At 67.4% G+C, this 23,658-nt stretch carries 23 protein-coding genes; 12 read left to right on the top strand and 11 right to left on the bottom strand.

What is annotated here, in order from left to right; all coding sequences use genetic code 11:
* The first annotated feature begins 84 nt into the window (after positions 1-84).
* On the top strand, positions 85-1,083 hold the full coding sequence (locus tag H681_RS17060; protein WP_015478123.1) for an AraC family transcriptional regulator: 999 nt from the start codon (positions 85-87) through the stop codon (positions 1,081-1,083).
* A gap of 178 nt (positions 1,084-1,261) precedes the next feature.
* Here the strand turns inward: H681_RS17060 and H681_RS17055 are convergent, their stop codons facing one another.
* Positions 1,262-2,716: a TrkH family potassium uptake protein gene (locus tag H681_RS17055; RefSeq protein WP_015478122.1), complete on the bottom strand. Its 1,455-nt coding sequence runs from the start codon at positions 2,714-2,716 to the stop codon at positions 1,262-1,264.
* Positions 2,717-3,068: 352 nt separating this feature from the next.
* Between H681_RS17055 and H681_RS17050 the strand changes: the two genes are divergently transcribed.
* A complete protein-coding gene (locus H681_RS17050; protein ID WP_015478121.1) occupies positions 3,069-3,629 on the top strand; it encodes a nitroreductase family protein in 561 nt (186 codons plus the stop codon).
* On the opposite strand, the gene H681_RS17045 is transcribed toward H681_RS17050, so the two are convergent.
* From H681_RS17045 to H681_RS17015, 7 genes are all read right to left on the bottom strand, one after another.
* The gene (locus H681_RS17045) at positions 3,610-4,071 is read right to left on the bottom strand and encodes a hypothetical protein (RefSeq protein WP_015478120.1); all 462 of its coding nucleotides are present in this window, start codon (positions 4,069-4,071) and stop codon (positions 3,610-3,612) included. The two genes, H681_RS17050 and H681_RS17045, sit on opposite strands and share 20 nt — an antisense overlap.
* Before the next feature lie 26 nt (positions 4,072-4,097).
* Positions 4,098-5,432, bottom strand: coding sequence for a sensor histidine kinase (locus tag H681_RS17040; protein WP_015478119.1), 1,335 nt, complete (start codon positions 5,430-5,432; stop codon positions 4,098-4,100).
* 91 nt (positions 5,433-5,523) lie between these two features.
* Positions 5,524-5,982, bottom strand: coding sequence for a Spy/CpxP family protein refolding chaperone (locus H681_RS17035; RefSeq protein WP_015478118.1), 459 nt, complete (start codon positions 5,980-5,982; stop codon positions 5,524-5,526).
* A gap of 147 nt (positions 5,983-6,129) precedes the next feature.
* Positions 6,130-6,807 carry a response regulator transcription factor gene (locus H681_RS17030; protein WP_015478117.1) on the bottom strand — a complete coding sequence of 226 codons (678 nt, stop codon included), beginning with the start codon at positions 6,805-6,807 and terminating at the stop codon, positions 6,130-6,132.
* A gap of 13 nt (positions 6,808-6,820) precedes the next feature.
* Positions 6,821-7,249, bottom strand: coding sequence for a hypothetical protein (locus tag H681_RS17025; protein ID WP_015478116.1), 429 nt, complete (start codon positions 7,247-7,249; stop codon positions 6,821-6,823).
* 106 nt (positions 7,250-7,355) lie between these two features.
* Positions 7,356-7,655: a YciI family protein gene (locus tag H681_RS17020; protein WP_015478115.1), complete on the bottom strand. Its 300-nt coding sequence runs from the start codon at positions 7,653-7,655 to the stop codon at positions 7,356-7,358.
* A gap of 1 nt (position 7,656) precedes the next feature.
* On the bottom strand, positions 7,657-8,250 hold the full coding sequence (locus tag H681_RS17015) for a septation protein A (protein WP_015478114.1): 594 nt from the start codon (positions 8,248-8,250) through the stop codon (positions 7,657-7,659).
* A gap of 170 nt (positions 8,251-8,420) precedes the next feature.
* Here H681_RS17015 and H681_RS17010 point away from each other — a divergent pair, with 170 nt between their 5' ends.
* The 7 genes from H681_RS17010 to bglX all read left to right on the top strand — a co-directional run bounded on the left by H681_RS17010 (position 8,421) and on the right by bglX (position 16,377).
* Entirely contained in the window at positions 8,421-9,296 is an 876-nt protein-coding gene (locus H681_RS17010; RefSeq protein WP_015478113.1) for a PHP domain-containing protein, read from the top strand.
* A complete protein-coding gene (locus H681_RS17005; RefSeq protein ID WP_015478112.1) occupies positions 9,293-9,922 on the top strand; it encodes an L-threonylcarbamoyladenylate synthase in 630 nt (209 codons plus the stop codon). The genes H681_RS17010 and H681_RS17005 overlap by 4 nt, the downstream gene beginning before the upstream one ends.
* 45 nt (positions 9,923-9,967) lie before the next feature.
* On the top strand, positions 9,968-11,182 hold the full coding sequence (locus tag H681_RS17000; RefSeq protein ID WP_015478111.1) for a tryptophan--tRNA ligase: 1,215 nt from the start codon (positions 9,968-9,970) through the stop codon (positions 11,180-11,182).
* Positions 11,183-11,517: 335 nt separating this feature from the next.
* Positions 11,518-12,330, top strand: coding sequence for a segregation and condensation protein A (locus H681_RS16995; RefSeq protein ID WP_162140838.1), 813 nt, complete (start codon positions 11,518-11,520; stop codon positions 12,328-12,330).
* The gene (locus H681_RS16990) at positions 12,308-12,820 is read left to right on the top strand and encodes a GNAT family N-acetyltransferase (protein ID WP_015478109.1); all 513 of its coding nucleotides are present in this window, start codon (positions 12,308-12,310) and stop codon (positions 12,818-12,820) included. Before H681_RS16995 ends, H681_RS16990 begins: the two co-directional genes overlap by 23 nt.
* A 16-nt stretch (positions 12,821-12,836) precedes the next feature.
* The gene (gene scpB, locus H681_RS16985; protein ID WP_015478108.1) at positions 12,837-13,874 is read left to right on the top strand and encodes an SMC-Scp complex subunit ScpB; all 1,038 of its coding nucleotides are present in this window, start codon (positions 12,837-12,839) and stop codon (positions 13,872-13,874) included.
* 217 nt (positions 13,875-14,091) lie between these two features.
* Positions 14,092-16,377 (top strand): beta-glucosidase BglX, encoded by a 2,286-nt coding sequence (gene bglX, locus H681_RS16980; protein WP_167650144.1) that lies wholly within the window; start codon positions 14,092-14,094, stop codon positions 16,375-16,377.
* A 59-nt stretch (positions 16,378-16,436) separates the two neighbouring features.
* On the opposite strand, the gene H681_RS16975 is transcribed toward bglX, so the two are convergent.
* Positions 16,437-17,216, bottom strand: coding sequence for a hypothetical protein (locus tag H681_RS16975; RefSeq protein WP_015478106.1), 780 nt, complete (start codon positions 17,214-17,216; stop codon positions 16,437-16,439).
* Positions 17,217-17,398: 182 nt separating this feature from the next.
* A complete protein-coding gene (gene gap / locus H681_RS16970) occupies positions 17,399-18,403 on the bottom strand; it encodes a type I glyceraldehyde-3-phosphate dehydrogenase (protein ID WP_015478105.1) in 1,005 nt (334 codons plus the stop codon).
* A 128-nt stretch (positions 18,404-18,531) separates the two neighbouring features.
* On the opposite strand from gap, the gene edd reads away from it, so the two are divergent.
* The 3 genes from edd to H681_RS16955 all read left to right on the top strand — a co-directional run bounded on the left by edd (position 18,532) and on the right by H681_RS16955 (position 22,492).
* Positions 18,532-20,358 carry a phosphogluconate dehydratase gene (gene edd, locus H681_RS16965; protein WP_015478104.1) on the top strand — a complete coding sequence of 609 codons (1,827 nt, stop codon included), beginning with the start codon at positions 18,532-18,534 and terminating at the stop codon, positions 20,356-20,358.
* A gap of 104 nt (positions 20,359-20,462) precedes the next feature.
* Positions 20,463-21,452 (top strand): glucokinase, encoded by a 990-nt coding sequence (locus H681_RS16960; RefSeq protein ID WP_015478103.1) that lies wholly within the window; start codon positions 20,463-20,465, stop codon positions 21,450-21,452.
* A 203-nt stretch (positions 21,453-21,655) separates the two neighbouring features.
* Positions 21,656-22,492, top strand: a complete 837-nt coding sequence (locus H681_RS16955) for an aldose epimerase family protein (RefSeq protein ID WP_015478102.1) — start codon at positions 21,656-21,658, stop codon at positions 22,490-22,492.
* A 126-nt stretch (positions 22,493-22,618) separates the two neighbouring features.
* Here the strand turns inward: H681_RS16955 and H681_RS16950 are convergent, their stop codons facing one another.
* Complete coding sequence (locus tag H681_RS16950; RefSeq protein ID WP_015478101.1) at positions 22,619-23,476, bottom strand: MurR/RpiR family transcriptional regulator; 858 nt, start codon at positions 23,474-23,476, stop codon at positions 22,619-22,621.
* Positions 23,477-23,658: the final 182 nt, after the last annotated feature.

Genomic DNA, 23,658 nt, shown 5'->3' with positions numbered 1-23,658 from the left:
TGCGGATGACGTAGGGTGCCAGTTTAGTATCCCGCTGTGCCGCGCTGCCGGCACGAGTCATCACCATAATCAGAAGAATCGAGCATGCCTGAGCGTACAACCCTGTCCAGTTGGGTGCGGGGGATCGTGCAGTCCCTGGAACTGGAAGGCCTGGACGGCCGCGCGCTGTTCAGCGAGCTACAGCTGGATTTCGCGGCCCTGGAAGACCCCGATGCCCGCTACCCGCAGGACGCCATGAGTCGCCTGTGGAGCCGCGCGGTGGAGCTGTCCGGCAACCCGGCCATCGGCCTGAACATTGCCCGCGTACACACGCCGGCGTTTCCGGTGGTGGGCTATGCGCTGATGTCCAGCAGCAACCTGGGCGAGGGCTTCGAGCGCCTGGAACGCTACCAGCGGATCATTGCCGAGGGCGCCGACCTGACCTTCCGCCGTCTGCCCGAGGGCTGCCTGTACAGCATCGTCGTGCATGGCGACCGTCTGCCGGTGCCACGGCAGAGCGCCGAGTGCTCGCTGGCCAGCCTGATCAGCATGCTGCGCTGGATCACCGGGCGTCCGATCAACCCGCTGGAGGTGCGCCTGGCCGGTGACGCGCCGCCGAATGCCGAGCCCTATCGCGAGCTGTTCCAGGCGCCGCTGAGCTTCGGCCACACGCACTGCGCCATGCTGTTCTCCCATGAGGACATGGGCGCGCCGTTGCCCACCGCCAACGAGGAACTGGCGCGCCTGCACGACCGTTTCGCCGGGGAGTACCTGGCGCGCTTCGTCAGCAGCCGCTTCAGCCACCAGACCCGCCAAGTGCTGTGCCGCCTGCTGCCCCAGGGCGAGCCCAAGCGCGAGAACGTGGCGCAGGCGCTGCACCTGTCCGAGCGCACCCTGCAGCGGCGATTGCAGGAGGAGGGCAGCAGCTACCAGCAATTGCTCGACGACACCCGCCGCGAGCTGGCCCAGCAGTACCTGGCCACGCCACGCATGACGCTGCTGGAGATTGCCTATCTGCTGGGGTTCTCCGAGCCGAGCAATTTCTTCCGGGCGTTCCGCCGCTGGTTCGGGATGACGCCGGGAGAGTACCGGGAAGGGCTGTGATGGGCATGACGCCGGCTCTTCGTAACGAGCTTGCTCGCGAACAGCTTGACGCCGGTGTCGCCGGGGAGCTCGTTCGCGAGCAAGCTCGCTCCTACAGAGTATGGATTTCCAGGGGGCCATGCGGCCGGGGTGAGGGGCTTCCTGGAGGAGAGGAGCCGACGCAACGAACCATCAAGATTCAATGCCGCCAGAACGCCGGCGTGAACAGCACCAGCACGGTGATGATCTCCAGCCGGCCGAACAGCATCCCGGCGCTGAGCAGCCATTTGGCGGCGTCCGGCAGCGGCGCGAAGTTGCCCGATGGGCCGATGATCGGTCCCATGCCCGGCCCCACGCCAGCCACGGTGCTGGCCGCGCCGGTCAGCGCGGTCATCCAGTCCAGGCCGAGGAACGACAGGCCCAGCGCCAGTACGCCGACGGTGCCGCCGAAGAAGAACGAGAAGGTCAGGATCGAGCGGACGATTTCTTCATCCAGGCGGTGGCCGTTGTAGCTCTGCTTGATCACCGCGCGCGGGTGGATCAACTGGTAGAGGCTGGCGCGCAGCAGGGTGAAGGCGACCTGGAAGCGGAAGATCTTGATGCCGCCGGCGGTGGAGCCGGAGCAGCCGCCGATGAAACCCAGGTAGAAGAACAGCATGATCGAGAAGTGACCCCACAGGCTGTAGTCGCCCAGGGCGAAGCCGGTGGTGGTGACCACCGAGGTGACGTTCACCGCGACGATGCGGAAGGCGTCGAACCAGGAGAGATCGGAGTTCACCGAATACCAGGTGCCCATCACCACCCAGGTGAACAGCAGCAGGCCGAGGAAGCCGTGGACCTGGTGGTCCCTGATCAGCGCCTTGCGATGGCCGCGCAGGGTGGCCACGTAGAGCACGAAGGGAATGCTGCCCAGGATCATGATCACCACCGCCACCCAGTGCACCGCCGGCTGGTGCCACTTGGCCAGCGACTGGTCGGAGGTGGAGAAGCCGCCGGTGGAGATCGCCGACATGGCGTGGTTCACCGCGTCGAACAGGCCCATGCCGGCCCACCACAGGGCCAGCGCACCGAGGATGGTGATGCCGACGTACACCCCGACGATGTACTTGGCCACCATGTGCGAGCGCGGCATGACCTTGTCGGAGCGGTCCGAGGATTCGGTCTGGAACAGGCGCATGCCGCCGATGCGCAGCATCGGCAGGATCGCCACCGCCATGCCGATGAAGCCGATGCCGCCCAGCCAGTGCAGCAGCGAGCGCCAGATCAGCAGGCCCGGCGACATCTTGTCCAGGCCGCTGAGCACGGTCGATCCCGTGGCGGTGATGCCGGACATGCTCTCGAAGATCGCATCGGTGAAGCTGATGTGCCGGGCGAACACGAAGGGCAGGGCGGAGAAGAAGCAGACGATCACCCAGCTCGACACGGTGAGCATGTACATGTCCCGCGGGCGCAGGTGCACCTGCTCCGGGCGGCCGGGGATGACCATGCCCAGCCCGCAGGTGAAGGTGATGATCGCGGACCAGATGTAGGGGTGCAGCTCGGTGCCGCGGCCGTAGTAGAGCAGGGTGGCCATCGGCACCAGCATGGCGACCGCCAGGGTGATCACGAAGATGCCGATGATGAATCCAAGGGTGCGTAGTGTCGGCAGGGCCATGCGGCGAAGCTCGGGTGTCGGTGAACCGGCCATTCTACCCGCCGTCGGGCAAGTGTAAACCGAGTGAATCGGCCCTCTTCACCCGCGCAAGGGATGGATGGAGTCTCGCGCAGCCCGCCGGCGCTCGCCGGTTTCTCTGGGGCATTCGCATCCCTGTCCAACAACCATCCGTGTCTGGATCGTGGTGTCTGCTGCGCGCATTGCCGTGAGTCCTTCTGTTTTGGCGGTCGTCATCTGCGGCACCGCGGCTCGCCCGGTACGCTACGTCGGCCTGGCACCGCATCGGGCATCGAGCAAATGCGAAACCTTTGCGTCTACAATGGCGGCTTTCGAGTTTGTCTGGAGGTAGCCGATGGAGGCTCTCGACGCGTTGCAGAACCGTGTGTCCCACGCTCGCCTGGGTGAGCCGGCGCCGTCCGCCGAACAGTTGGACCACCTGTTCCGCGCCGCCTTGCGCGCGCCGGATCATGGCCAACTGCGGCCCTGGCGGTTCCTGACGGTGGAAGGGGATGCGCGCGCGCGCCTGGGCGAGCTGTTCGCCCGCGCCCTGCAGGCGGAGCAAGCCGATGCGACCCCGGAGGCGCTGGCCAAGGCCCGCGCCATGCCGCTGCGCGCACCGACGCTGGTGGTTGCCGTGGCGCGCCTGCAGGAGCACCCCAAGGTGCCGGAAATCGAGCAGTGGCTGGCCGCTGGCTGCGCCGCCTATGGCATCGTCCAGGCCGCCTATGCGCAGGGGCTGGGGGCGATGTGGCGTACCGGCGCGATGGCGTTCGATCCGGTCGTGCGCGAGGGGCTGGGGCTCGAGGCCAGCGAGCGCATCGTCGGCTTCATCTACCTGGGCACGCCGATGGGCGGGCTGCGCCGGCCGACGCCACTCGAGCCGGCCGCGTTCGTCAGCGCCTGGCGGGGCTGAGCGGCAGCCCCAGGCGAATCCTCCAGCCCTTGCCGTGGACGCGCCACAGCAGGCGCCCGCCCTGCCAGGCGGCGAGGCGTTGAGCCGGGCGCAGGGCGTCCGGCAGCCAGGCCCGCGCCTGCGGATCATGGCCCTGCAGGTCCACTCTCAAGAGCCCGCGCGTTGAGCTGAGTACCAGTTCCAGCGCGGCGTTCGGCCGTCGTTGCAGGGCGGCTTGCAGCAGCGCGTCCAGTGCGCCGCGCAGGGCTTCGGGCCAGCTTTCCAGTGGCCAGGTGCCTGATTGCGGCAGGTTCAGGCGCAAGCCGGGCCAGCGTTCGCGCCATTGCGCGGCCAGGCGGGCCAGTTCCACCGCCAGGACCAGGCTTTGCGGGTCGTCCGGCGGCGCGTCGAATGGCGGCACGGGAGGATGCGGGAGCGGGGCGTGCAGGGCGGGAAGGCTCATGTGGGAACTCCGAAAAGGTGCGTCGCTCAGGCGGCCGGCCGGTGGAGCGGAAGGTCGACGCTGGCCAGGAAACCGCCCTCGGGATGGTTGCCCAGGCGCAGCCGGCCACCGTGGCGTTCGATGGCGCGGAGGGCGATGGCCAGGCCCAGGCCGTGGCCGGGGCTGCCTTGATTGGGCGCGCGGAAGAAGGGTTCGCCCAGGTGCGCCAGGTGTTCTTCGCTGGCGCCGGGACCGTGATCGCGCACGCCGATGTGCAGGCGTTCGCCGTCGGTTTCGGCGCGGACTTCCAGCGGCTGCTCTACGGGGTTGAAGCGCAGGGCATTGCGCAGCAGGTTGTCCAGGGCGCGTTCGAGCATGTCGGGCCAGCCGTCGAGCGTGAGTTCCGGCGCGACATCCAGCCGGACCTGCTGGTCCGGGTAAAGCAACTGGGCGTCGTCGCGCAGGCGTTCGAACAACGGCAGCAGGGCGATCCGGCTGGCCGGGCCCGGGTCGGCATCGAGGCGGGCGAGGGCGAGGATCTCGCCGATCAGGGCTTCCAGGCGATCGCACTCCTGCTCCAGGCGCGGCCACATGCTGGCGCGTTCCTCTGGGCTGGCGCGTTCGGCCAGGGCGAGGGCGATGCGCAGCCTGGCCAGCGGCGAGCGCAGCTCGTGGGAGACGTCGCGCAGCAACTGGCGCTGGCTGCTGATCAGGCGCTGCAGGCGGGCGCCCATGCGGTTGAAGTCGCGCGCCAGCACGCCCAGTTCGTCGCCGCGCCGCGACAGGCGGGCGAGGCTGTCCTGTTGATAGGCGGTCTGCCCGAGGTCGTGCACGGCGCGGCGCAGGCGGTTCAGCGGACGGGTGATGGAGAGCGTCAGCAGCAGGCTGAACACGGTCAGCACCACCAGGGCGATGCCCAGCGCGCTGAGCGGCCACAGCAGGCTGCCGCGATGCCAGGCCTGCAGCGCCGGGTGGGGAATGCGGTAGATGAACAGGTAGGTCTGGTCGGTACGGGGGCTGGTGTATTCCTGGCTCAGCTGTCGCCAGGGGAAGCGCGGCAGGTTTTCCCGGTCGAAGGTGCCGTGCGGGCGGGACGGGCGCGGCAGGTAGGTGCCGTTGACCAGGCGCTGGCCGCTCTCGTCGAGTACCTGCACCGAGAGTTCGTATTGCCGCCGGCGGGTCTCCAGCAGCGCCTGTGCGGCTTCCGGACCACGGGTTTCGTACTGTTGGGTCCATTGCCGGGCGAGGTCATGCAGTCCGGGATAGCGGGCGATGACCCAGGTGTCCTGGTTCAGTGCGCGGCCCAGCAGGATCGACAGTCCGGCCACCAGTAGCAGGGCGAGCCAGAAGGCGGCGAGGATTCGCCAGAAGAGTGAACGCATGGTCTTCCTGTTCAGCCGCATGCTCTATCCATTATCGGGGCCCCACGGCAAGACGCCGGGATAACCCGGCGCCTGCGGCTTGCTGGAGCGATCAGTTGGTCTTGGCGCCGTCTTTCTGGGCCTTCCAGGTCTGGAACTCCGCCCATTCGGCCTTGCGCTGCTCGCGCTGCTTCTTCAGCTCGTCGAACTTCTTCTGCTGATCGGGCGTGAGGATGCCGCGGATACTGGTGTCGGCCTTGTCGCGGTTGGCCTTGAGTTCCGCCTGCATGGCCTTGCGGTCGGCCTCGGGCAGCTTGTTCCAGTATTTTTCGGTGATCGCGCGGCGATCTTTCATGGACTCGCCCATCACTTTGCCGACTTGCTGGCGCTGTTCCTGGGTCAGGTTCAGTTCGCGGAACGCGCCGCCGCGGTGCTCGCCACGCATCATGCCGTGGTCATGGCCTTTCATGAACGGGGCCGGCGGCGGGGCGTCGGTCGGCGCGGGAGTGGCCGCCAGCGCGACGGTCGGCAGGGCGGCGGCGATCAGCAGGGCGGTCAGGGTCTTGCGCATGGTGTTTCTCCTTTCAGGGACCGGTCGTTACCGGATGAGCCCAGTCTAGGGGCGGCAAGGTCAAGGGCCGTCAGTCACAGGTAAAGCTTCGGTAAAGATTACGTGAAGCAGCGCCGCGCGCTTTGCGAAGGCGCCCGCCAGCGCGCCTCAGGGCGCGTAGAAGTAGCCGCGGCCGCGCAGGGCGAGGATGCGTGGGCGGCCGTCGGGGTGGCCGCCGAGCTTCTTGCGCAGGTTGCTGACGTGCATGTCCAGGCTGCGGTCGTACAGGGTCAGCTTGCGACCCAGCGCCAGTTGCGCCAGGGCCTGCTTGTCCAGCGGTTCGCCCGGCTGGCGCAGCAGGGCTTCGAGGATGCGGCTCTCGGAGAGGGTCAGGCTGATTTCCTGCGTGCCGATGCTTGCCACGCCGCGCGACAGGTTCAGCGCCAGGTCGCCCAGCTCCAGCTGCGCGCTGGGTTGCGCCGGGTGGCTGCGGCGCAGCACGGCGCGCAGGCGGGCGGTGAGTTCGCGCGGATCGCAGGGTTTGGCCAGGTAGTCGTCGGCGCCCAGCTCCAGGCCGAGGATGCGGTCCAGCGGCTCGCCGCGGGCGGAGAGCATCAGCACCGGCAGGTCAGGGTGTTCGCCGCGCAATTGCTTGAGCAGTTCCAGCCCGCTGCCGTCGGGCAGCATCACGTCGAGCACGACCGCGTCAGGGGCGCGGCTGGCCAGCGCGGCGCGGGCCTGTGCACCGTCGTGGGCGGCTCGGATGCTGAAGCCTTCCTGGACCAGCCAGGTGCCGAGCAGCTCGCAAAGCTCGCGGTCGTCGTCGATCAGCAGCAGTTCACTCATGAAAAGGTATCTTTCAGTTGATCCATTCGCGACGTTGCCGGCGGCGGCTGCCACGGCTCAGCGCGCCGAGGGCGAAGGCCAGCAGGGCGGTGCCGCCGCCGGTGACGTACCAGGTCTGCTGTTCGGACAGCAGGCGTGGCGGCTGTTGTGACTGGGCCTCGTGCAGTTGCAGCTTCAGGCGCTGGTTCTCCTGGCGCAGGCGGCCGATGACGGCTTCGTCCCGGCGGTTGTCCCGATCTGCGGATTGGGCGGCCAGTTGGGCGGCCAGCGCCTGGCGTTGCTGTTCGCTCTCGGCCAGGCGGCGTTCGAGGTCGCCGCGGGCGTCGGCGCTCGCGCTATCGATGGGTTCGACAGCGGCGGCCGGAGGCTGTTCCGGAGCGGGTTGTTCGGCCTGGACGGCCAGGGGCAGGGTGAGGCAGACCAGCAGGGGCAGACGGCGCATCGGGACTCCTTGTTCGATGATGGTCCGCCGTCCACGGCCATCCCGGCGGTGTCCGGCTGCGAACCCCCGTGGCGTTCCGTGCCGCGGGGTACAACGTTCGAGCGGGTTAGGGCAGGACTTTCTTGAAGGGCTTGACCACGACCTCGGCGTAGACGCCGGCGGCGCGGTACGGGTCGGCGTCGGCCCAGGCCTGCGCTGCGGCCAGGGATTCGAACTCGGCGACGATCAGGCTGCCGGTGAAGCCGGCGGCGCCCGGGTCGTTGCTGTCGATGGCCGGGTGCGGGCCGGCCAGCACCAGGCGGCCTTCTTCCTTCAGTTGCTCCAGGCGGGCGATGTGCGCGGGGCGAGTGGCCAGGCGGCGTTCTTGGGAAGCGGTGATGTCACGGGCAATGATCGCGTAGAGCATGTCAGTCCTTGGGTTTTTCGCCGGTAGGTTCATCGTGCATGTGGCGGGCCAGGAACACGCCCTGGCCGATCAGGAACAGCAGGGTCATGCCCAGGCTGCCGAACACCTTGAAGTCCACCCAGATGCTCTGGAAGGTGAAGGCGACGAACAGCTGGACACAGCCGCAGATCAGGAAGAACAGCACCCAGGCGACGTTCAGCTTCGCCCAGAGGGACTCGGAGAGGTGCACCGCGTGGCCCATGATCCGCTGGATCAGCGGCTGGCCACCGATGAAGTGACTGCCGGCGAAGGCCAGGGCGAACAGCCAGTTCACCACGGGCGCCTTCCACTTGAGGAAGGTTTCGCTATGGAAGGCCAGGGTCATGCCGCCGAACAGCAGGCAGGCGGCGAGGGTGACCCACTGGCCCTTGTCCAGCTTGCGCTGCTTGATCAGCAGGGCGCCGTAGACCACCACGGACGCGGCGATCAGCATGGCGGTGGCACTGTAGATGCCGCCGACCGAGAAACTCTGGCCGGCCAGTTCGACGTTGCGCGGATCGAGCTTGTAGACGATGAAGAACAGAATGAGGGGGATGAAATCGATGAATTGCTTCATTACGGCAGCCAGAGCCTGGTAGAGCCGGCATAATACCAACCTGCCGGTGAACTGAAAGCCTCATCCGCCCAACGCTGTGCCCGGTCATGGTTTCAACCGATTACCGTGAGAGCGGGCGCACATAAGCGTCTATACAGAAATAAGCCGTCCCCAGCCTACGGAAGCCCTGCATGCGAGTCGACCTGCACTGCCACAGCACCGCGTCCGACGGACTCCTCAGCCCGACGGCCCTGGTCGAGCGTGCCCACGGACGCGGCGTGCGCGTGCTGGCGCTGACCGACCACGACACCCTCGACGGCCTCCCCGAGGCCCGCGAAGCCGCACGTCGGTTGGGTATGGAACTGGTCGATGGGGTGGAGCTGTCCTGCACCTGGGGCGGCGCCACCATCCACGTGCTGGGCTATGGCTTCGATCCGCGCGCCGAGTCGCTGGTCAAGGCCCTCCACGACCTGCACCGCGCCCGCTGGACCCGCGCCGAGGAGATCGGCCGGCGCCTGGAAGCCAAGGGCATGCCCGGCGCCTTCGAGGGCGCGCGGGCGGTGCAGCGCGAGCTGGGCGACAGCGAGAACGCCCCGGCGCGTCCGCACTTCGCCGAATTCCTGCTGCGCCAGGGCTACGTCAAGGATCGCGCCGAAGCCTTCCGCAAGTGGCTGGGCGCCGGCAAGCTGGGGGACGTCAAGCAGCACTGGCCGGCCCTTGCCGATGCGCTCGGCAGCCTGCGCGGCGCCGGCGCCTGGATCAGCCTGGCGCACCCCTGCCAATACGATTTCACGCGTACCAAGCGGCGCAAGCTGGTCGCTGACTTCATCGCCGCCGGCGGCCATGCCATCGAGGTGGTCAATGGGCCGCAACCGGCGGAGCAGGTCGGCGTGCTCAGCATCCTCGCCCGCGAGTTCGGCCTGATGGTCACCGCCGGCAGCGATTTCCACGGTCCCAGCGACTGGTCCGAACTGGGCCTGTACCGCGCGGTGCCGGAGGACCTGCCGCCGCTCTGGCCGCGTTTCGCCTCTGCGGACAACGCCATAGGGAACAAGGAGACTCAATGAGCCAGTTCTTCCAGGTCCACCCGGAAAACCCCCAGTCGCGCCTGATCAAACAGGCGGTGGAGATCGTCCGGCAGGGCGGCGTGATCGCCTATCCCACCGATTCCTCCTACGCGCTGGGTTGCCGCATCGGCGAAAAGTCGGCGGTGGAGCGCATCCGCCGCATCCGCCGGCTGGACGACAAGCACAACTTCACCCTGGTCTGCCGCGACCTCTCCGAGCTTGGGCTCTACGCCAAGGTCGACACCGGCCTGTTCCGCCTGCTCAAGGCGCACACGCCGGGGCCATACACCTTCATCCTCAACGCCACCCGTGAAGTGCCGCGCATGTTGCTGCACCCCAAGCGCCGCACCATCGGCCTGCGGGTGCCGAGCTGTCCCATCGCCCTGGCCCTGCTGGAGGAACTGGGCGAGCCGTTGATGAGCGTCAGCCTGATCCTGCCGGGGCAGACCGAGCCGCTGAACGACCCGTACGAGATGCGCGACCTGCTGGAGCATCAGGTGGACCTGATCATCGACGGCGGCTACGGCGGCGGCGAGGCTTCCACGGTGATCGCCCTGACCGACGAGGACCCGGTGGTGGTGCGTGTCGGCTGCGGCGACCCGGAACCGTTCATGGTCGGTGCCTGACTTCTATACTGCGCACTTCGTCCGTTGATTCCACGAGGTTGATCTTTGGCCAGCGTCGATTCCCAGCGCCGCGTGCTGTCCGGCATGCGCCCCACCGGGCGCCTGCATCTGGGGCATTACCACGGTGTGTTGCAGAACTGGGTAAAGCTGCAGCACGAATACGAGTGTTTCTTTTCCATCGTCGACTGGCATGCCCTGACCACCGAGTACGACGAGACCGAGGGCATCCGCCGGCATGTGCGCGACATGGCCATCGACTGGCTGGCCGTGGGCATCAGCCCCAGTGCGGCGACCCTGTTCATCCAGTCCCAGGTGCCCGAGCACGCCGAGTTGCACCTGCTGCTGTCGATGATCTGTCCGCTGTCCTGGCTGGAGCGGGTGCCGACCTACAAGGAGTTGCAGGAAAAGCTCAGCCACAAGGACCTCTCCACCTACGGCTTCCTCGGCTATCCGCTGCTGCAGGCGGCGGACATCCTGATCTACCGCGCCGGCTGGGTGCCGGTGGGTTCCGATCAGTTCGCCCACGTCGAGTTCAGCCGCGAGATCGCCCGTCGCTTCAACCATCTCTACGGCGGCGAAGACGATTTCGAGGAGCGCGTGCAGACTGCCATCGGCCGCCTCGGCAAGAAGACCGGCAAGCTCTACTCCAGCCTGCGCCGCACCTGGCAGGAGCAGGGTGACGGCGAAGCGCTGGAGACGGCCCAGGCACTGCTCAAGGAGCAGCAGAGCCTGACCCTGGGCGATCGCGAACGGCTGCTGGGCTACCTCGAAGGCAGCAGCCGGCTGCTGTTGCCCGAACCCCAGACGCTGGTCAGCCACGAGCCGAAGATGCCGGGGCTGGATGGTCAGAAAATGTCCAACTCCCGTGGCAACACCATCGCCCTGCGCGACGGCCCGGCGGAGGTTGAGGAAAAGATCGCGCGCATGCCCACCGACCCCGTGCGGGTCCATCGCAACGACCCCGGCGACCCCGAGCGCTGCCCGGTATGGCAGTGGCACCTGATCTACTCCGACGACGGCTGCCGGCAGTGGGTGCAGGAAGGGTGCCGCAGCGCCGGCATCGGCTGCCTGGATTGCAAGCGGCCGCTGATCGAGTCGATCCAGCAGGAACTGGCGCCGATCCAGGAGCGTGCACTGGACTACGAGGACAACCCGGAGCTGGTGCGCAGCATCCTCGCCGAGGGCGCCGAGCATGCCCGCGAGGCCGCCCGCGAGACGCTGGTGGAGGTGCGGCATGCCATGGGGCTGTCCTACCGCTGATAAACGCTTTTCGTAGGAGCGAGCTTGCTCGCGAACAAGCCCCCGCTGCGGAGCCTGGTTCGCGAGCAAGCTCGCTCCTACAGGAATGCCCACCGCCGCGCGACGTGATTTGACACCGCCCATCCCTTGAGCCATTTCCCCCACCCACGAGGGGTAAAAGCAGGGATAATGCCGCCCATATCCCCCAAGAGCCTGACGAGTGGCCGATGAGTGACCTGAGCGAGCCGGACGATCCTTCCAGCGCCACCGAATACCGGGCCCCGGTACAGCTGGCGCTGGTCTACGGCGAGGCGCTGACCGAGCTGCCGCAGGACCTGTACATCCCGCCGGACGCCCTGGAGGTCTTCCTCGAAGCCTTCGAAGGCCCGCTCGACCTGCTGCTCTACCTGATCCGCAAGCAGAACATCAACATCCTCGACATCCCGGTGGCGGAAATCACCCGCCAGTACATGGGCTACGTCGAGCTGATGAAGTCGGTGCGCCTGGAACTGGCCGCCGAGTACCTGGTGATGGCCGCCATGCTCGCCGAGATCAAGTCGCGCATGCTGCTGCCGCGCTCGGCCGAAGCCGAGGAAGAAGAGGACGACCCGCGCGCCGAACTGATCCGCCGCCTGCAGGAGTACGAGCGCTTCAAGAAGGCCGCCGAGGACCTCGACACCCTGCCGCGCCTGGGCCGCGACATCATCCTGCCCAGCGTTGCCGCGCCGGATGCGCGGGCGCGCAAGCTGCTGCCCGACGTCGACATGCAGGAGCTGATGCTGTGCATGGCCGAGGTGCTGCGCCGCGCCGACCTGTTCGAGAGCCACCAGGTCACCCGCGAGATGCTCTCCACCCGCGAGCGCATGAGCGAAATCCTCGAACGCCTGAAGGGCGCGGGCTTCGTGCCTTTCATCAGCCTGTTCCGCGTCGAGGAGGGCAAGCTCGGCGTGGTAGTGACCTTCATGGCCGTGCTCGAACTGGTGAAGGAACAGCTGGTGGAGCTGGTGCAGAACGCCGCCTTCGCGCCGATCCACGTGCGCGCCCGGAGCGAAACCACGGAAGGCGAATCTTCCGCCGAACCCGTACAGGAGGATGGCGAAGGAGCCTTCGAACCCGAGGAGGCCGCGCCTGCGGAGCCGACACTAGATGACCTTGAAGATTCGCTCTGAACAAGCCGGCGACCACGCCGCCATCGATGCCCTGTTGCGCGCGGCCTTCGCCGACCATCCGCACAGCCGGCAGACCGAGCACCTGCTGGTGCAGTCCCTGCGCGAGGACGGGGCCCTCAGCCTCGCGCTGGTGGCCGAGGAGGCCGGCGACGTGGTCGGTTACCTGGCCGCCTCGCCGGTGACCATCGACGGCGAATCCATCGGCTGGCTGGGCCTGGGCCCGCTGGCGGTGTTGCCGGCGCGGCAGAAGGCCGGCATCGGCAGCGCGCTGGCCAGGGCCTGCCTGTTGCAACTGCGCGCCGACGGCGTGGCCGGCTGTGTGCTGGTGGGCGATCCGGCTTATTATTCGCGTTTCGGCTTCATCGCCGACGACACCCTGGTATTCCCCGGCATTCCCGCCCAGTACTGCCAGTGCCTGCGCCTGACCCCGGCGGCACAGGCGGTGCGCGGCGAAGTGGCGTACCACCCGGCCTTCACCCGTTTCGGCTGACCCACTGAGCGACTCGATGAACCTGTCCGACCCCAAAGAACTGGCGACCCTGCTCGAAGGCATCCTCCTGGCGGCTGGCAAGCCGCTGTCGCTGGAGCGCCTCGGCGAGCTGTTCGAAGAGGCCGAGCGGCCGGAGCCGCAACAGTTTCGCGATGCGCTGGCGGTGCTGTCGCTGTCCTGCGCGGGGCGTGCCTTCGAGCTGAAGGAAGTGGCCACCGGCTACCGCCTGCAGGTGCGCGAGAAGCTCGCTCCCTGGGTCGGCCGCCTGTGGGAGGAGCGCCCGCAGCGCTATTCCCGTGCCCTGCTGGAGACCCTGGCGCTGATCGCCTACCGCCAGCCGATCACCCGTGGCGAGATCGAGGAAATCCGTGGCGTCGCGGTGAACACCCAGATCGTCAAGACGCTGATGGAGCGCGAGTGGATCCGCATCGTCGGCTACCGCGAGGTGCCCGGCCGCCCGGCGATGCTGGCGACCACGCGGACCTTTCTCGATTACTTCAACCTCAAGAGCCTGGAAGAACTGCCGCCGCTGGCCGAGCTGAAACTGATGGAGCCCGAGCCGCAGCCGATCCTCGAGGACATGGCACCCACCGTCAGCCTGCCCGGCCCCGAGGAATACGACGAGGACTACGTCCCGCCGTCCCTGCAGGCCCTGGCCGACCAGGCGCTGCGCGATGCCGGCGAGGAGCCGGAGCCCGCGCCGCCGGAGGAAAAGCCGGAGGAAACCAGCTTCCGCAGCCTGCTCGCCGAGCTGGACGAGATGGAGCAGGGCCTGAAGACCGACTTCGACGACCTGATCGATCGCCCGCCGAGCGACGACGAAGACTCCGGCGTGGATGCCGACTTCAGCGGCGTTCACGCGCTGCCGGAGGTCGAGCCGCAGGGTGAAGCCGAAGCGGCTGCCGAGCCCGAAACGAACGCCGAGACCGCAGCAACCGCGCCGCCGACCTCAGCGCCGTCCGCTCCCGAGGAAGACGAGTGGGACGAAGAGCGTGCGCTGCGCGAAGCCATGCTCGAGGAAATGGAGTTCAACGTGCGCAATCGCGACCATTGAGTGCAGGCGTTGGCCTGGATGGCCGCTGCTTTCCAGCCGTTCGGTGATTGACTTCCGCTGCCGGCACGACGAACTTATGTGCCGCGTTCGAACGGCGTCGGCGGCACCACCCGGGGGAGCCGCCGGAATACCGGCCCCTTCGACGACCCTCTACAACATTCCACAGTGGCCCGGCGCCTCGCGCAGGCTGCTGAGTACCCATATGAAAAGAACTCCAATCAGCCGCATCTGCTGGCTCGGCCTGCTGCTGGGCCTGAACAGCGCATCGCTTCTCGCCGCCGAGGCTCCCGCCGTGCCGCTGCCCGGCCAGTCCAAGGACGCCTTCCTCGACAGCCTGATGCAGCGCATGACGCTGGAAGAGAAGATCGGCCAGTTGCGCCTGGTCAGCGTCGGGCCGGACCATCCCAAGCCGGTACTGCTGAAGGAAATCGCCGAGGGCACCACCGGCGCGGTGTTCAATACCGTGGTGCGTCCGGGCATCCGCGACCTGCAGGATGCGGCGATGAAGAGCCGGCTGAAGATCCCGCTGTTCTTCGCCTATGACGTGGTCCACGGCCACCGCACCGTATTCCCCATCGGCCTGGGCCTGGCGGCGAGCTGGGACCTGGCATCCATCGAGCGCAGCGCCCGCGTCGCGGCCATCGAGGCTAGCGCCGACGGTCTCAACCTGACCTATTCGCCCACCGTCGACATCGCCCGTGACCCGCGCTGGGGCCGTGTCTCCGAAGGCTTCGGCGAAGACGCCTGGCTGACCAGCAAGGTCGCCGCCGCGGTGGTCAGGGGCTACCAGGGCAAGGGCCTGGACCAGCCGCAAACCATCATGGCCGGGGTCAAGCACTTCGCCCTGTATGGCGCCGGCGAAGGCGGCCGCGACTACAACACCGTGGACATGAGCCTGCAGCGCATGTTCCAGGACTACCTGCCGCCGTACCGCGCGGCCATCGACGCCGGCGCCGGCGCTGTGATGGTCTCGCTGAACAGCATCAACGGCGTGCCGGCCACCGCCAACAAGTGGCTGCTGCAGGACCTGCTGCGCGGCCAGTGGGGCTACAGGGGCCTGACCCTGAGCGACCACGGCGCGGTGGGCGAACTGATCAAGCACGGCGTGGCCGCCAACGAGCGCGACGCCACCCGCCTGGCGATCAACGCCGGCGTCGAAATGAACATGAACGACGATCTCTACGGCAGGCACATGCCCGAACTGCTCAAGGCCGGGCTGATCAGCCAGGCCGAGATCGACCGCGCCTGCCGCGACGTGCTGGCCGCCAAGTGGGACATGGGCCTGTTCCAGGATCCGTACCGCTACCTGCAGGGCAAGGACCCGGTGGACACCAACGCCGAGGAGCGCCTGCACCGCGCCGACGCCCGCGAGATCGCGCGCAAGGGCATGGTGCTGCTGAAGAACCAGAACGGCGTGCTGCCGCTCAAGCGTGATGGCGTGATCGCCCTGGTCGGCCCGTTGGCCGACAGCAAGCGCGACGTGATGGGCAGTTGGTCCGCCGCCGGCAAGGCCTTCCAGGCGGTGACCGTGCTCGAAGGTATGGGCACGGCGACCCGTGGCAAGGCTGCGCTGCTCTACGCCAAGGGCGCCAACGTCACCGACGATGCGGAGATCATCAAGTACCTCAACGAGTATAGCGAGGATGTCAGCGTCGACTCGCGCAGCCCGAAGTCGATGATCGACGAGGCCGTGGCCAAGGCGCAGCAGGCCGACGTGGTGGTGGCCGTGGTCGGCGAGGCCCAGGGCATGGCCCACGAGGCGTCGAGCAAGACCAACCTGCACATCGCGCAGAGCCAGATCGAACTGCTCAAGGCTCTCAAGGCCACCGGCAAGCCGCTGGTGCTGGTGCTGATGAACGGCCGGCCCTTGGACCTGCGCTGGGAAAGCGCCAACGCCGATGCCATCCTGGAAACCTGGTTCAGCGGCACCGAGGGCGGCAACGCCATCGCCGACGTGCTGTTCGGCGACTACAACCCGGCGGGCAAGCTGACCATGACCTTCCCGCGCTCGGTGGGCCAGGTACCGATCTACTACAACCACCTGAACACCGGCCGCCCGTTCGACCACGAGCACCCGAACAAGTACACCTCGCGCTACTTCGACTCGCAGAACGGCCCGCTGTACCCCTTCGGCTACGGTTTGAGCTACACCGATTTCAGCGTCTCGGACGTGAAGCTGTCGGGCAGCAAGCTGAAGAAGGGTGACCAGCTGACTGCCAGCGTGACCGTGAAGAACACCGGCAAGGTCGCCGGCGAGACCACCGTGCAGCTCTACCTGCGCGACGTCGCCGCGTCCATCAGTCGTCCGGTCAAGGAGCTCAAGGGTTTCAGCAAGATCCTGCTGCAGCCGGGCGAGTCGAAGGTGGTGCAGTTCCCGATCCGCGAGGAAGACCTGCGCTTCTACGACAGCCAACTGCGCTACGCCTCGGAGCCGGGCGAGTTCAAGGTCTACGTCGGCCTGGATTCGGACAGCGTGAAGGAGCAGAGCTTCACGCTGCTCTAAGCGTCACTCGCGCTGCAAACGAAAACGCCACGGCTGGATCAGCCGTGGCGTTGTTCTTTTCAGGCGGCTTTGGCCGCCTTTCGCGAGCGGAACCCGATCAGCCCGCGTAGCGCGCCCTGCACCAGCACCGCCAGCAGCGCCGCTTCGGCGAAGCTCGGCAGGATGTCGTTGTCCGGCAGGCGCAGCGCCAGCCACAGGCAGAATGCCGCGAAGGCCGGGCGCCCGGTGACCATGCCGCGCAGCAGGGCGATGACGAAGCCCGCGCCATGCAGCCGCTGCGACGACACGCAGAGCACGATGGAGAGCAGCGGGAACACCGCCAGCAGGCCGCTCCAGCTCGGCCCGGCCCAGCCGGCGAGGGCGGTGACGGCCAGGGTCAGTAAGGCGCCCGCGAACATGCGCAACCCCAGTTCGAGGCGTCCTACCGGCGAGACGGCCGCCGGCAGTTCGGCACGCGGCATGAACAGTTGGCTGGTCAGTGCTCCCGGCGCCGCAGCCATCAATGCCCAGATGGGCAGGGCGGGTAGCTGCGTCAGCCCCCAGGCGGCGACCAGCCAGGCCAGCAGCGCGCCGCCCAGCGCCAGCGGCCACGCGTGGCGCCGGCAGATCCAGGCATAGGCGAAGTTGAACGCTTCCGCAGCGAAGATCGCCGCCAGCGCCAGCAGTGCGGCCCGGGCACCGAAATCGCGGCCGTGCTCCACGGTGATCAGGTAGAGGATCGGTCCCGTAATGGCGGGCAGGGCGGCGAGGCAGCCGGCGACGGCGGGGCCCCACCAGCGTCCGGAGAGCGAAACCAGCAACAGGAACAGCGGAACCAGGGTGAGCTTGAGGGCGAGCATGGGGATGGCGGATGCAGGTGAACCGGCGGATTCTAGTTCGTCGGAGGCATCGCGCGAAGCGTTATGCGCCGTGGCTATTGATTGTGCGCTGGCTGTTCGCGAGCAAGCTCGCTCCTACGAAGAGCAAACGCTCCACCCTTCTAGGAGCGAGCTTGCTCGCGAACCCCGGCGGCCGAGGAGTCTCAGCTCCGCGCGTCCCGCATCGCCCGCGCCGTATCCAGCATGCGGTTGGAGAAGCCCCACTCGTTGTCGTACCAGGCCATCGCCTTGACCAGCCGGCCGCTCACCCGGGTGTGGCTGGCGTCGAATATCGCCGAGTGCGAATCGTGGTTGAAGTCCACCGAGACCAGCGGCTGGCGGTTGCAGCCGAGGATCGCCGAGCCCTGGCTGGCGCGTTCGAACAACGCATTGACCTGCTCGGCGCTGGTGTCGCGGGCGACCTGCACCGTGAGGTCCACCAGCGACACGTTGATCACCGGCACCCGTACCGCCAGCCCGGTCAGCTTGCCGGCCAGCTCAGGCAACACCAGCCCCACCGCGTCGGCGGCGCCGGTTTTCGTGGGGATCATCGACTGGGTGGCCGAGCGCGCCCGGTACGGATCGCTGTGGTAGACGTCGGAGAGGTTCTGGTCGTTGGTGTAGGCATGGATGGTGGTCATCAGTCCGTGCTCTATGCCCAGCTCGCGGTGCAGTACCTGGACCACCGGTGCCAGGCAGTTGGTGGTGCAGGAGGCGTTGGAGACGATCCGGTGCTCCGCCCGCAGGATCTGTTCGTTGACGCCATAGACCACCGTGGCGTCGACACCCTGGCCCGGCGCCGAGATCAACACCTGTTGCGCACCGGCTGCAAGGTGCGCGGCGGCCTTGTCGCGGGCGGTGAAAAGACCGCTGCATTCCAGCACGATGTCCACCTCCAGCGCCTTCCAGGGCAGCTCCGCCGGGTTGCGGATGGCCGTGACGGCGATGCGGTCGCCCTCTACGCTGAGGCTTTCCGCGTCATGTTCCACCTGGCCGGGGAAGCGTCCGTGCACGCTGTCGTACTGCAACAGGTGGGCGTTGATCGCCGCATCGCCCAGGTCGTTGATCGCCACTACCTGCAGGTGCTGGCGGTAGGGGCCGGAGTAGAGTGCACGGAGGATATTCCGACCGATGCGGCCGAACCCGTTGATCGCCAGGCGTATAGTCATGAAGGTCGTCTCTTTTCTTATGTTGTGGTAAAAAACATTAAATTTCCGCTTCGAAGAAAAGTAAATGCTTTGTATTCGAAGATTATGTTGTAAAAACAACAACTGATAGTCTGTAGGAGAATGCTGCCATGCACCCCCGCGTGCTCGAAGTCACCCAGCGCATCCAGGCCCGCAGCGCGGCCACGCGCCAGCGCTACCTCGACCTGGTCAAGGCAGCCGCCACCAAGGGCCCGCACCGTGGCACGCTGCCCTGCGGCAACCTCGCCCACGGCGTCGCGGCCTGTGGTGAATCCGACAAGCAGGCGCTGCGGCTGATGAACCAGGCCAACGTCGCCATCGTTTCCGCCTACAACGACATGCTCTCCGCGCACCAGCCGCTGGAGCGCTTCCCGGAACTGATCAAGGACGCCCTGCGGCAGATCGGCTCGGTCGGCCAGTTCGCCGGCGGCGTGCCGGCCATGTGTGACGGCGTGACCCAGGGCGAGCCGGGGATGGAGCTGTCCCTGGCCAGCCGCGATGTGATCGCGATGGGCACCGCCATCGCGCTGTCGCACAACATGTTCGACGCCGCGCTGTGCCTGGGCGTGTGCGACAAGATCGTCCCCGGCCTGCTGATCGGCGCGCTGCGCTTCGGCCATCTGCCGGTGGTGTTCGTGCCTGCCGGCCCGATGCCCACCGGTATCTCCAACAAGGAGAAGGCCGCGGTGCGCCAGCTGTTCGCCGAAGGCAAGGCCACCCGCGAGGAACTGCTGGCCTCGGAGATGGCTTCCTACCACGCGCCGGGCACCTGCACCTTCTATGGCACCGCCAACACCAACCAGTTGCTGGTGGAAGTGATGGGCCTGCACCTGCCGGGTGCTTCCTTCGTCAACCCGAATACCCCGCTGCGCGACGAGCTGACCCGCGAGGCCGCGCGCCAGGCCACCCGCCTGACGCCGGAAAATGGCCAGTACGTGCCGATGGCGGAGATCGTCGATGAGAAATCGCTGGTCAACTCGGTGGTGGCGCTGCTCGCCACCGGCGGTTCGACCAACCACACCCTGCACCTGCTGGCCATCGCCCAGGCCGCCGGCATCCAGCTGACCTGGCAGGACATGGCCGACCTCTCCGAGGTGGTGCCGACCCTGGCGCGCATCTACCCGAACGGGCAGGCCGACATCAACCATTTCCAGGCGGCGGGCGGCATGTCCTTCCTGGTCCGTCAACTGCTGGGTGGCGGCCTGCTGCATGAGGACGTGCAGACCGTGGTTGGCAAGGGCCTGCGTCGCTACCTGCAGGAACCCTTCCTCGACGAGGGCAAGCTGGTCTGGCGCGAAGGCCCGGCGGCGAGCCTGGACGAAAGCATCCTGCGTCCGCTGGACAAGCCCTTCTCTACCGAAGGCGGCCTGCGCCTGATGGAAGGCAACCTCGGTCGCGGCGTGATGAAGGTATCCGCCGTGGCGCTGGAGCATCAGATCGTCGAGGCACCGGTGCGCATTTTCCACGACCAGTCGAGCCTGGCCGCCGCCTTCAAGGCCGGCGAGCTGGAGCGCGACCTGGTCGCCGTGGTGCGCTTCCAGGGCCCACGCGCCAACGGCATGCCGGAACTGCACAAGCTCACGCCGTTCCTCGGCGTGCTGCAGGACCGTGGCTTCAAGGTGGCGCTGGTCACCGACGGGCGCATGTCCGGCGCCTCCGGCAAGGTGCCGGCGGCGATCCACGTCTCCCCCGAGGCGCTCAACGGCGGCCCGCTGGCCAAGCTGCGCGACGGCGACGTGGTGCGCGTCGACGGCACCACCGGCGAGCTGCGCGTGCTGGTGGATGCGGCGGAATGGGACGCCCGTCCGCAGGTGGAAACCCCGGTCATCGATAACCAGGGCATGGGGCGCGAACTGTTCGCCTTCATGCGCAACGCCTTCAGTCCGGCGGAGCAGGGGGCGTGCAGCTTCACCACCGAGCTCAGCGGCGCGCGCTGAGACGTGGGTCTCCCGTGCGACGGCCAGCCCGTCGCGCGGGGGATCGAGTCGATGTCCTATGCTGGCATGAGCCCCTTCTTTCACATTTCCAGGCCGAGCTCGCCATGAATTCCAGCAACGCCCAGAACGCTTTCGCCCTGGTCGGCGATATCGGTGGCACCAACGCCCGCTTCGCCCTGTGGCGCGGGGAAGTCCTCGAATCCATTCAGGTCCTGGCCTGCGCCGACTACCCGCGTCCGGAAGACGCCGTGCGCGACTACCTGCAGCGCATCGGTCAGCCGCTGTCGGCCATCCACAACGTCTGCCTGGCCTGTGCCGGGCCGGTGGGCGCCGGTGACTTCCGCTTCACCAACAACCACTGGGTAATCAAGCGCAACGCCTTCCGCGCCGCGCTGGGGCTCAGTCATCTGCTGCTGGTCAACGACTTCAGCACCATGGCCTGGGCGGCTTCGCGACTGTCGGAAGAGCATCTGGTGCAGGTGCGCACTGGCAACGCGCTGGAGGGGCGCGCGAAACTGATCATCGGTCCCGGCACCGGCCTGGGCGTCGCCAGCCTGATGCCGCTGCCGGCCGGCGGTTGGGAGGTGCTGCCGTGCGAGGGTGGCCATGTCGACCTGCCGGTGACGTCCGAGCGCGATTTCGCCCTCTGGCAACTGCTGCGCGAGAAGTACGGCCATGTCTCGGCCGAGCGGGTGTTGTCCGGTAGTGGCCTGGAGAATCTCTACCGCATGAGCTGCCAGCTCGATGGCATTGAGCCCAAGTGCGCTACCGCCGCCCAGATCGGCGAGCGCGCCATGACCGGCGATGCCTATGCCGATGGGGTTCTGGAACACTTTTTCCTGTGGCTGGCGCGGGTCGCCGGCAACGCGGCGCTGACGGTGGGCGCGCTGGGCGGCGTGTATATCACCGGTGGCATCGTTCCGCGCTTCCTCGAACGTTTCCAGCGCAGCGGGTTCGCCGCCGCCTTCTCGGCGCGCGGCAAGACCAGCGGGCCGTATCTGGATCAGGTGCCGGTGTGGGTGATGACGGCGGAGCATCCGGGGCTGTTCGGTGCCGGTGTGGCTCTGGAGCAGGCCTTGAGGGCCGAAGCCTGAGCCGGTGTGGAGTGTCGCGGTCCCGCGTCGGCCTGCCGGGATGGCGGGGAGGGCGCTTTGCGGATGTGCTTTTCGTTGGCGCGGGCGCTGCGCGTGACTAGGCTTTGCGAGTAGAATCGCCGCCTTTCATCGAATGTAGTGAAACTACAGCCTCTTTACGCCCCGGAGCGTCCGGGCAGGGATTGGATCAGGACATCCGGATAATGCTCGAGCATCCGCTGCAGCGCTTTTTTCATTCCATGCGGGCCAAGCGCCCCTTCGACTGGGTGCGCTTCCAGCGTCGCGACCTGCTGCTCATCGACCATCCGCAGTGCCAGGCGGTGTTCAGCCGCCAGGGTGCGCAACTGCTGCACTTCCAGCCGCGCGGCGCGCGCCCGCTGTTGTGGTGCTCCGGGCAGTGGCCGAGCCTGAGCACGGCGCCGATCCGTGGCGGCATCCCGGTCTGCTGGCCCTGGTTCGGCAGCCATCCGGTCGAGCCCGACTGGCCCCAGCACGGCTGGGCGCGCCAGCGCGAGTGGCGCATGCTCGATGCCTGGGCCGATGACAGCAAGGTGGTGGTCAGCTGGCAGCTGGACATCGAGGACTGGCACGTGCGCCTGGAAGCGCGCCTGGGCCAGGACCTGGACATCGAGCTCTCCAGCTACCACGAAGATGACAGCGACTGCCTGTTCAGCTTTGCCTTGCAACCTTACTGGCGCGTGGGTTCGCTACGCCGCTCGGTGGTCCACGGCATGGAACTGGACGGCAAGGCCAGCGGCCTGCCCAACACCTGGGCGCCCCGTGGCGCGGTCAAGCAGGTGCTCTACAACACCGGCTCCCTGGTACTGGAGGATGCCGGCTGGCAACGCCGCCTGCGCATCGACAAGAACGTAGGCGCCGGCAGCGTCATCTGGCACCCCGGCAGCCGCGCGGTGGAGCAGGTGACGGCGAGCGAGGCGGAGCGTTTCCTGTGCATCGGCGCCGCGGGCTATCGCGCCGGTGGGCTGATCCTGGCGCAGGGCGAGCGCATGCTGCTGAACCTGCGGGCGGGGTTGGTCTGACGCGGGCGGTCTGAACGACTGTAGGAGCGAGCTTGCTCGCGAACCGCTTGGCTCCGTAGTCACCGGCGAGACTGTTCGCGAGCAGGCTCGCTCCTACAAAAGGCCGCAATACCTGCTGGCCGTCTCTCAATCCTCCTCATCGAGCTGGTAGCGCGTCGGCACCAGGCTCTCCTTGATCCGCCGCAGGTGCGGCTGGAAGTCCACTCCGCGGCGCAGGGTTACGCCGGTGGCGAGGACGTCGAGCACGGTGAGCTGGATGATCCGCGAGGTCATCGGCATGTAGATGTCGGTGTCTTCCGGTAGTGGAATGTCCAGGCTCAGGGTGCTGGCGCGGGCCAGTGGGGAGTCGGCGGCGGTCAGGCCGAGCACCGAGGCGCCGTTCTGCCGCGCGAGGTGCGCCACTTCCACCAGCTCGCGGGTACGCCCGGTATAGGAAATCACCACGAACAGGTCGCCGGTGTGCGTCACCGAGGCGATCATCCGCTGCATCAGCACATCGCTGTGGGCCGACACTGCCAGGTTGAAGCGGAAGAACTTGTGCTGCGCATCCAGCGCCACGGAACTCGAAGCGCCGAGGCCGAAGAAGTGGATCTGCCGGGCCTGGATCAGCAGGTCCACGGCGCGGTCGATCAGCTTCGGGTCGAGCAGCTTGTAGGCGCTGTCCAGCGAGGCGATGGTGCTGCTGAAGATCTTCCGGGTGTAGGCCTCGGGGCCGTCGTTCTCCGCCACCGCCTGGGTGACGAAGGCCGCGCCGCTGGCCAGGCTCTGGGCCAGTTGGATCTTCAGTTCCGGGTAGCCGCTCATGCCGAAGGAGCGGCAGAAGCGGTTCACCGTCGGCTCGCTGACGCTGGAGGCCTGGGCCAGCGCGGCGATGCTGAAGCGCGTGGCCTGCTGCGGGTCGTGCAGGATCACTTCGGCGACCTTGCGCTCGGCCTTGTTCAGCTGTTCCAGACGGCTCTGGATCTGCTCCAGCAGGTTTTTCATCCGTGCTCCTTGGGCAATCGACGGTTGGCCGGGTAGGGGCGGCCAGCGGCGCTATCCTAACGTCAGGCCGGCAGGCGACCAACAACGGCGCGAGGTGGCAAAAATATCTTGTTTAATTACTACATATTTGTCTTAATGCCGGCGTGTAAGGCTAACTATCGTTCAAAATTTAGTTGGTAACA

Origin of the sequence: Pseudomonas sp. ATCC 13867 (assembly GCF_000349845.1) — a bacterium.
Classification (GTDB): domain Bacteria; phylum Pseudomonadota; class Gammaproteobacteria; order Pseudomonadales; family Pseudomonadaceae; genus Pseudomonas.
Note: the sequence above shows the minus strand (reverse complement) of the source record. Positions and strands in the feature narration are given on the sequence as shown.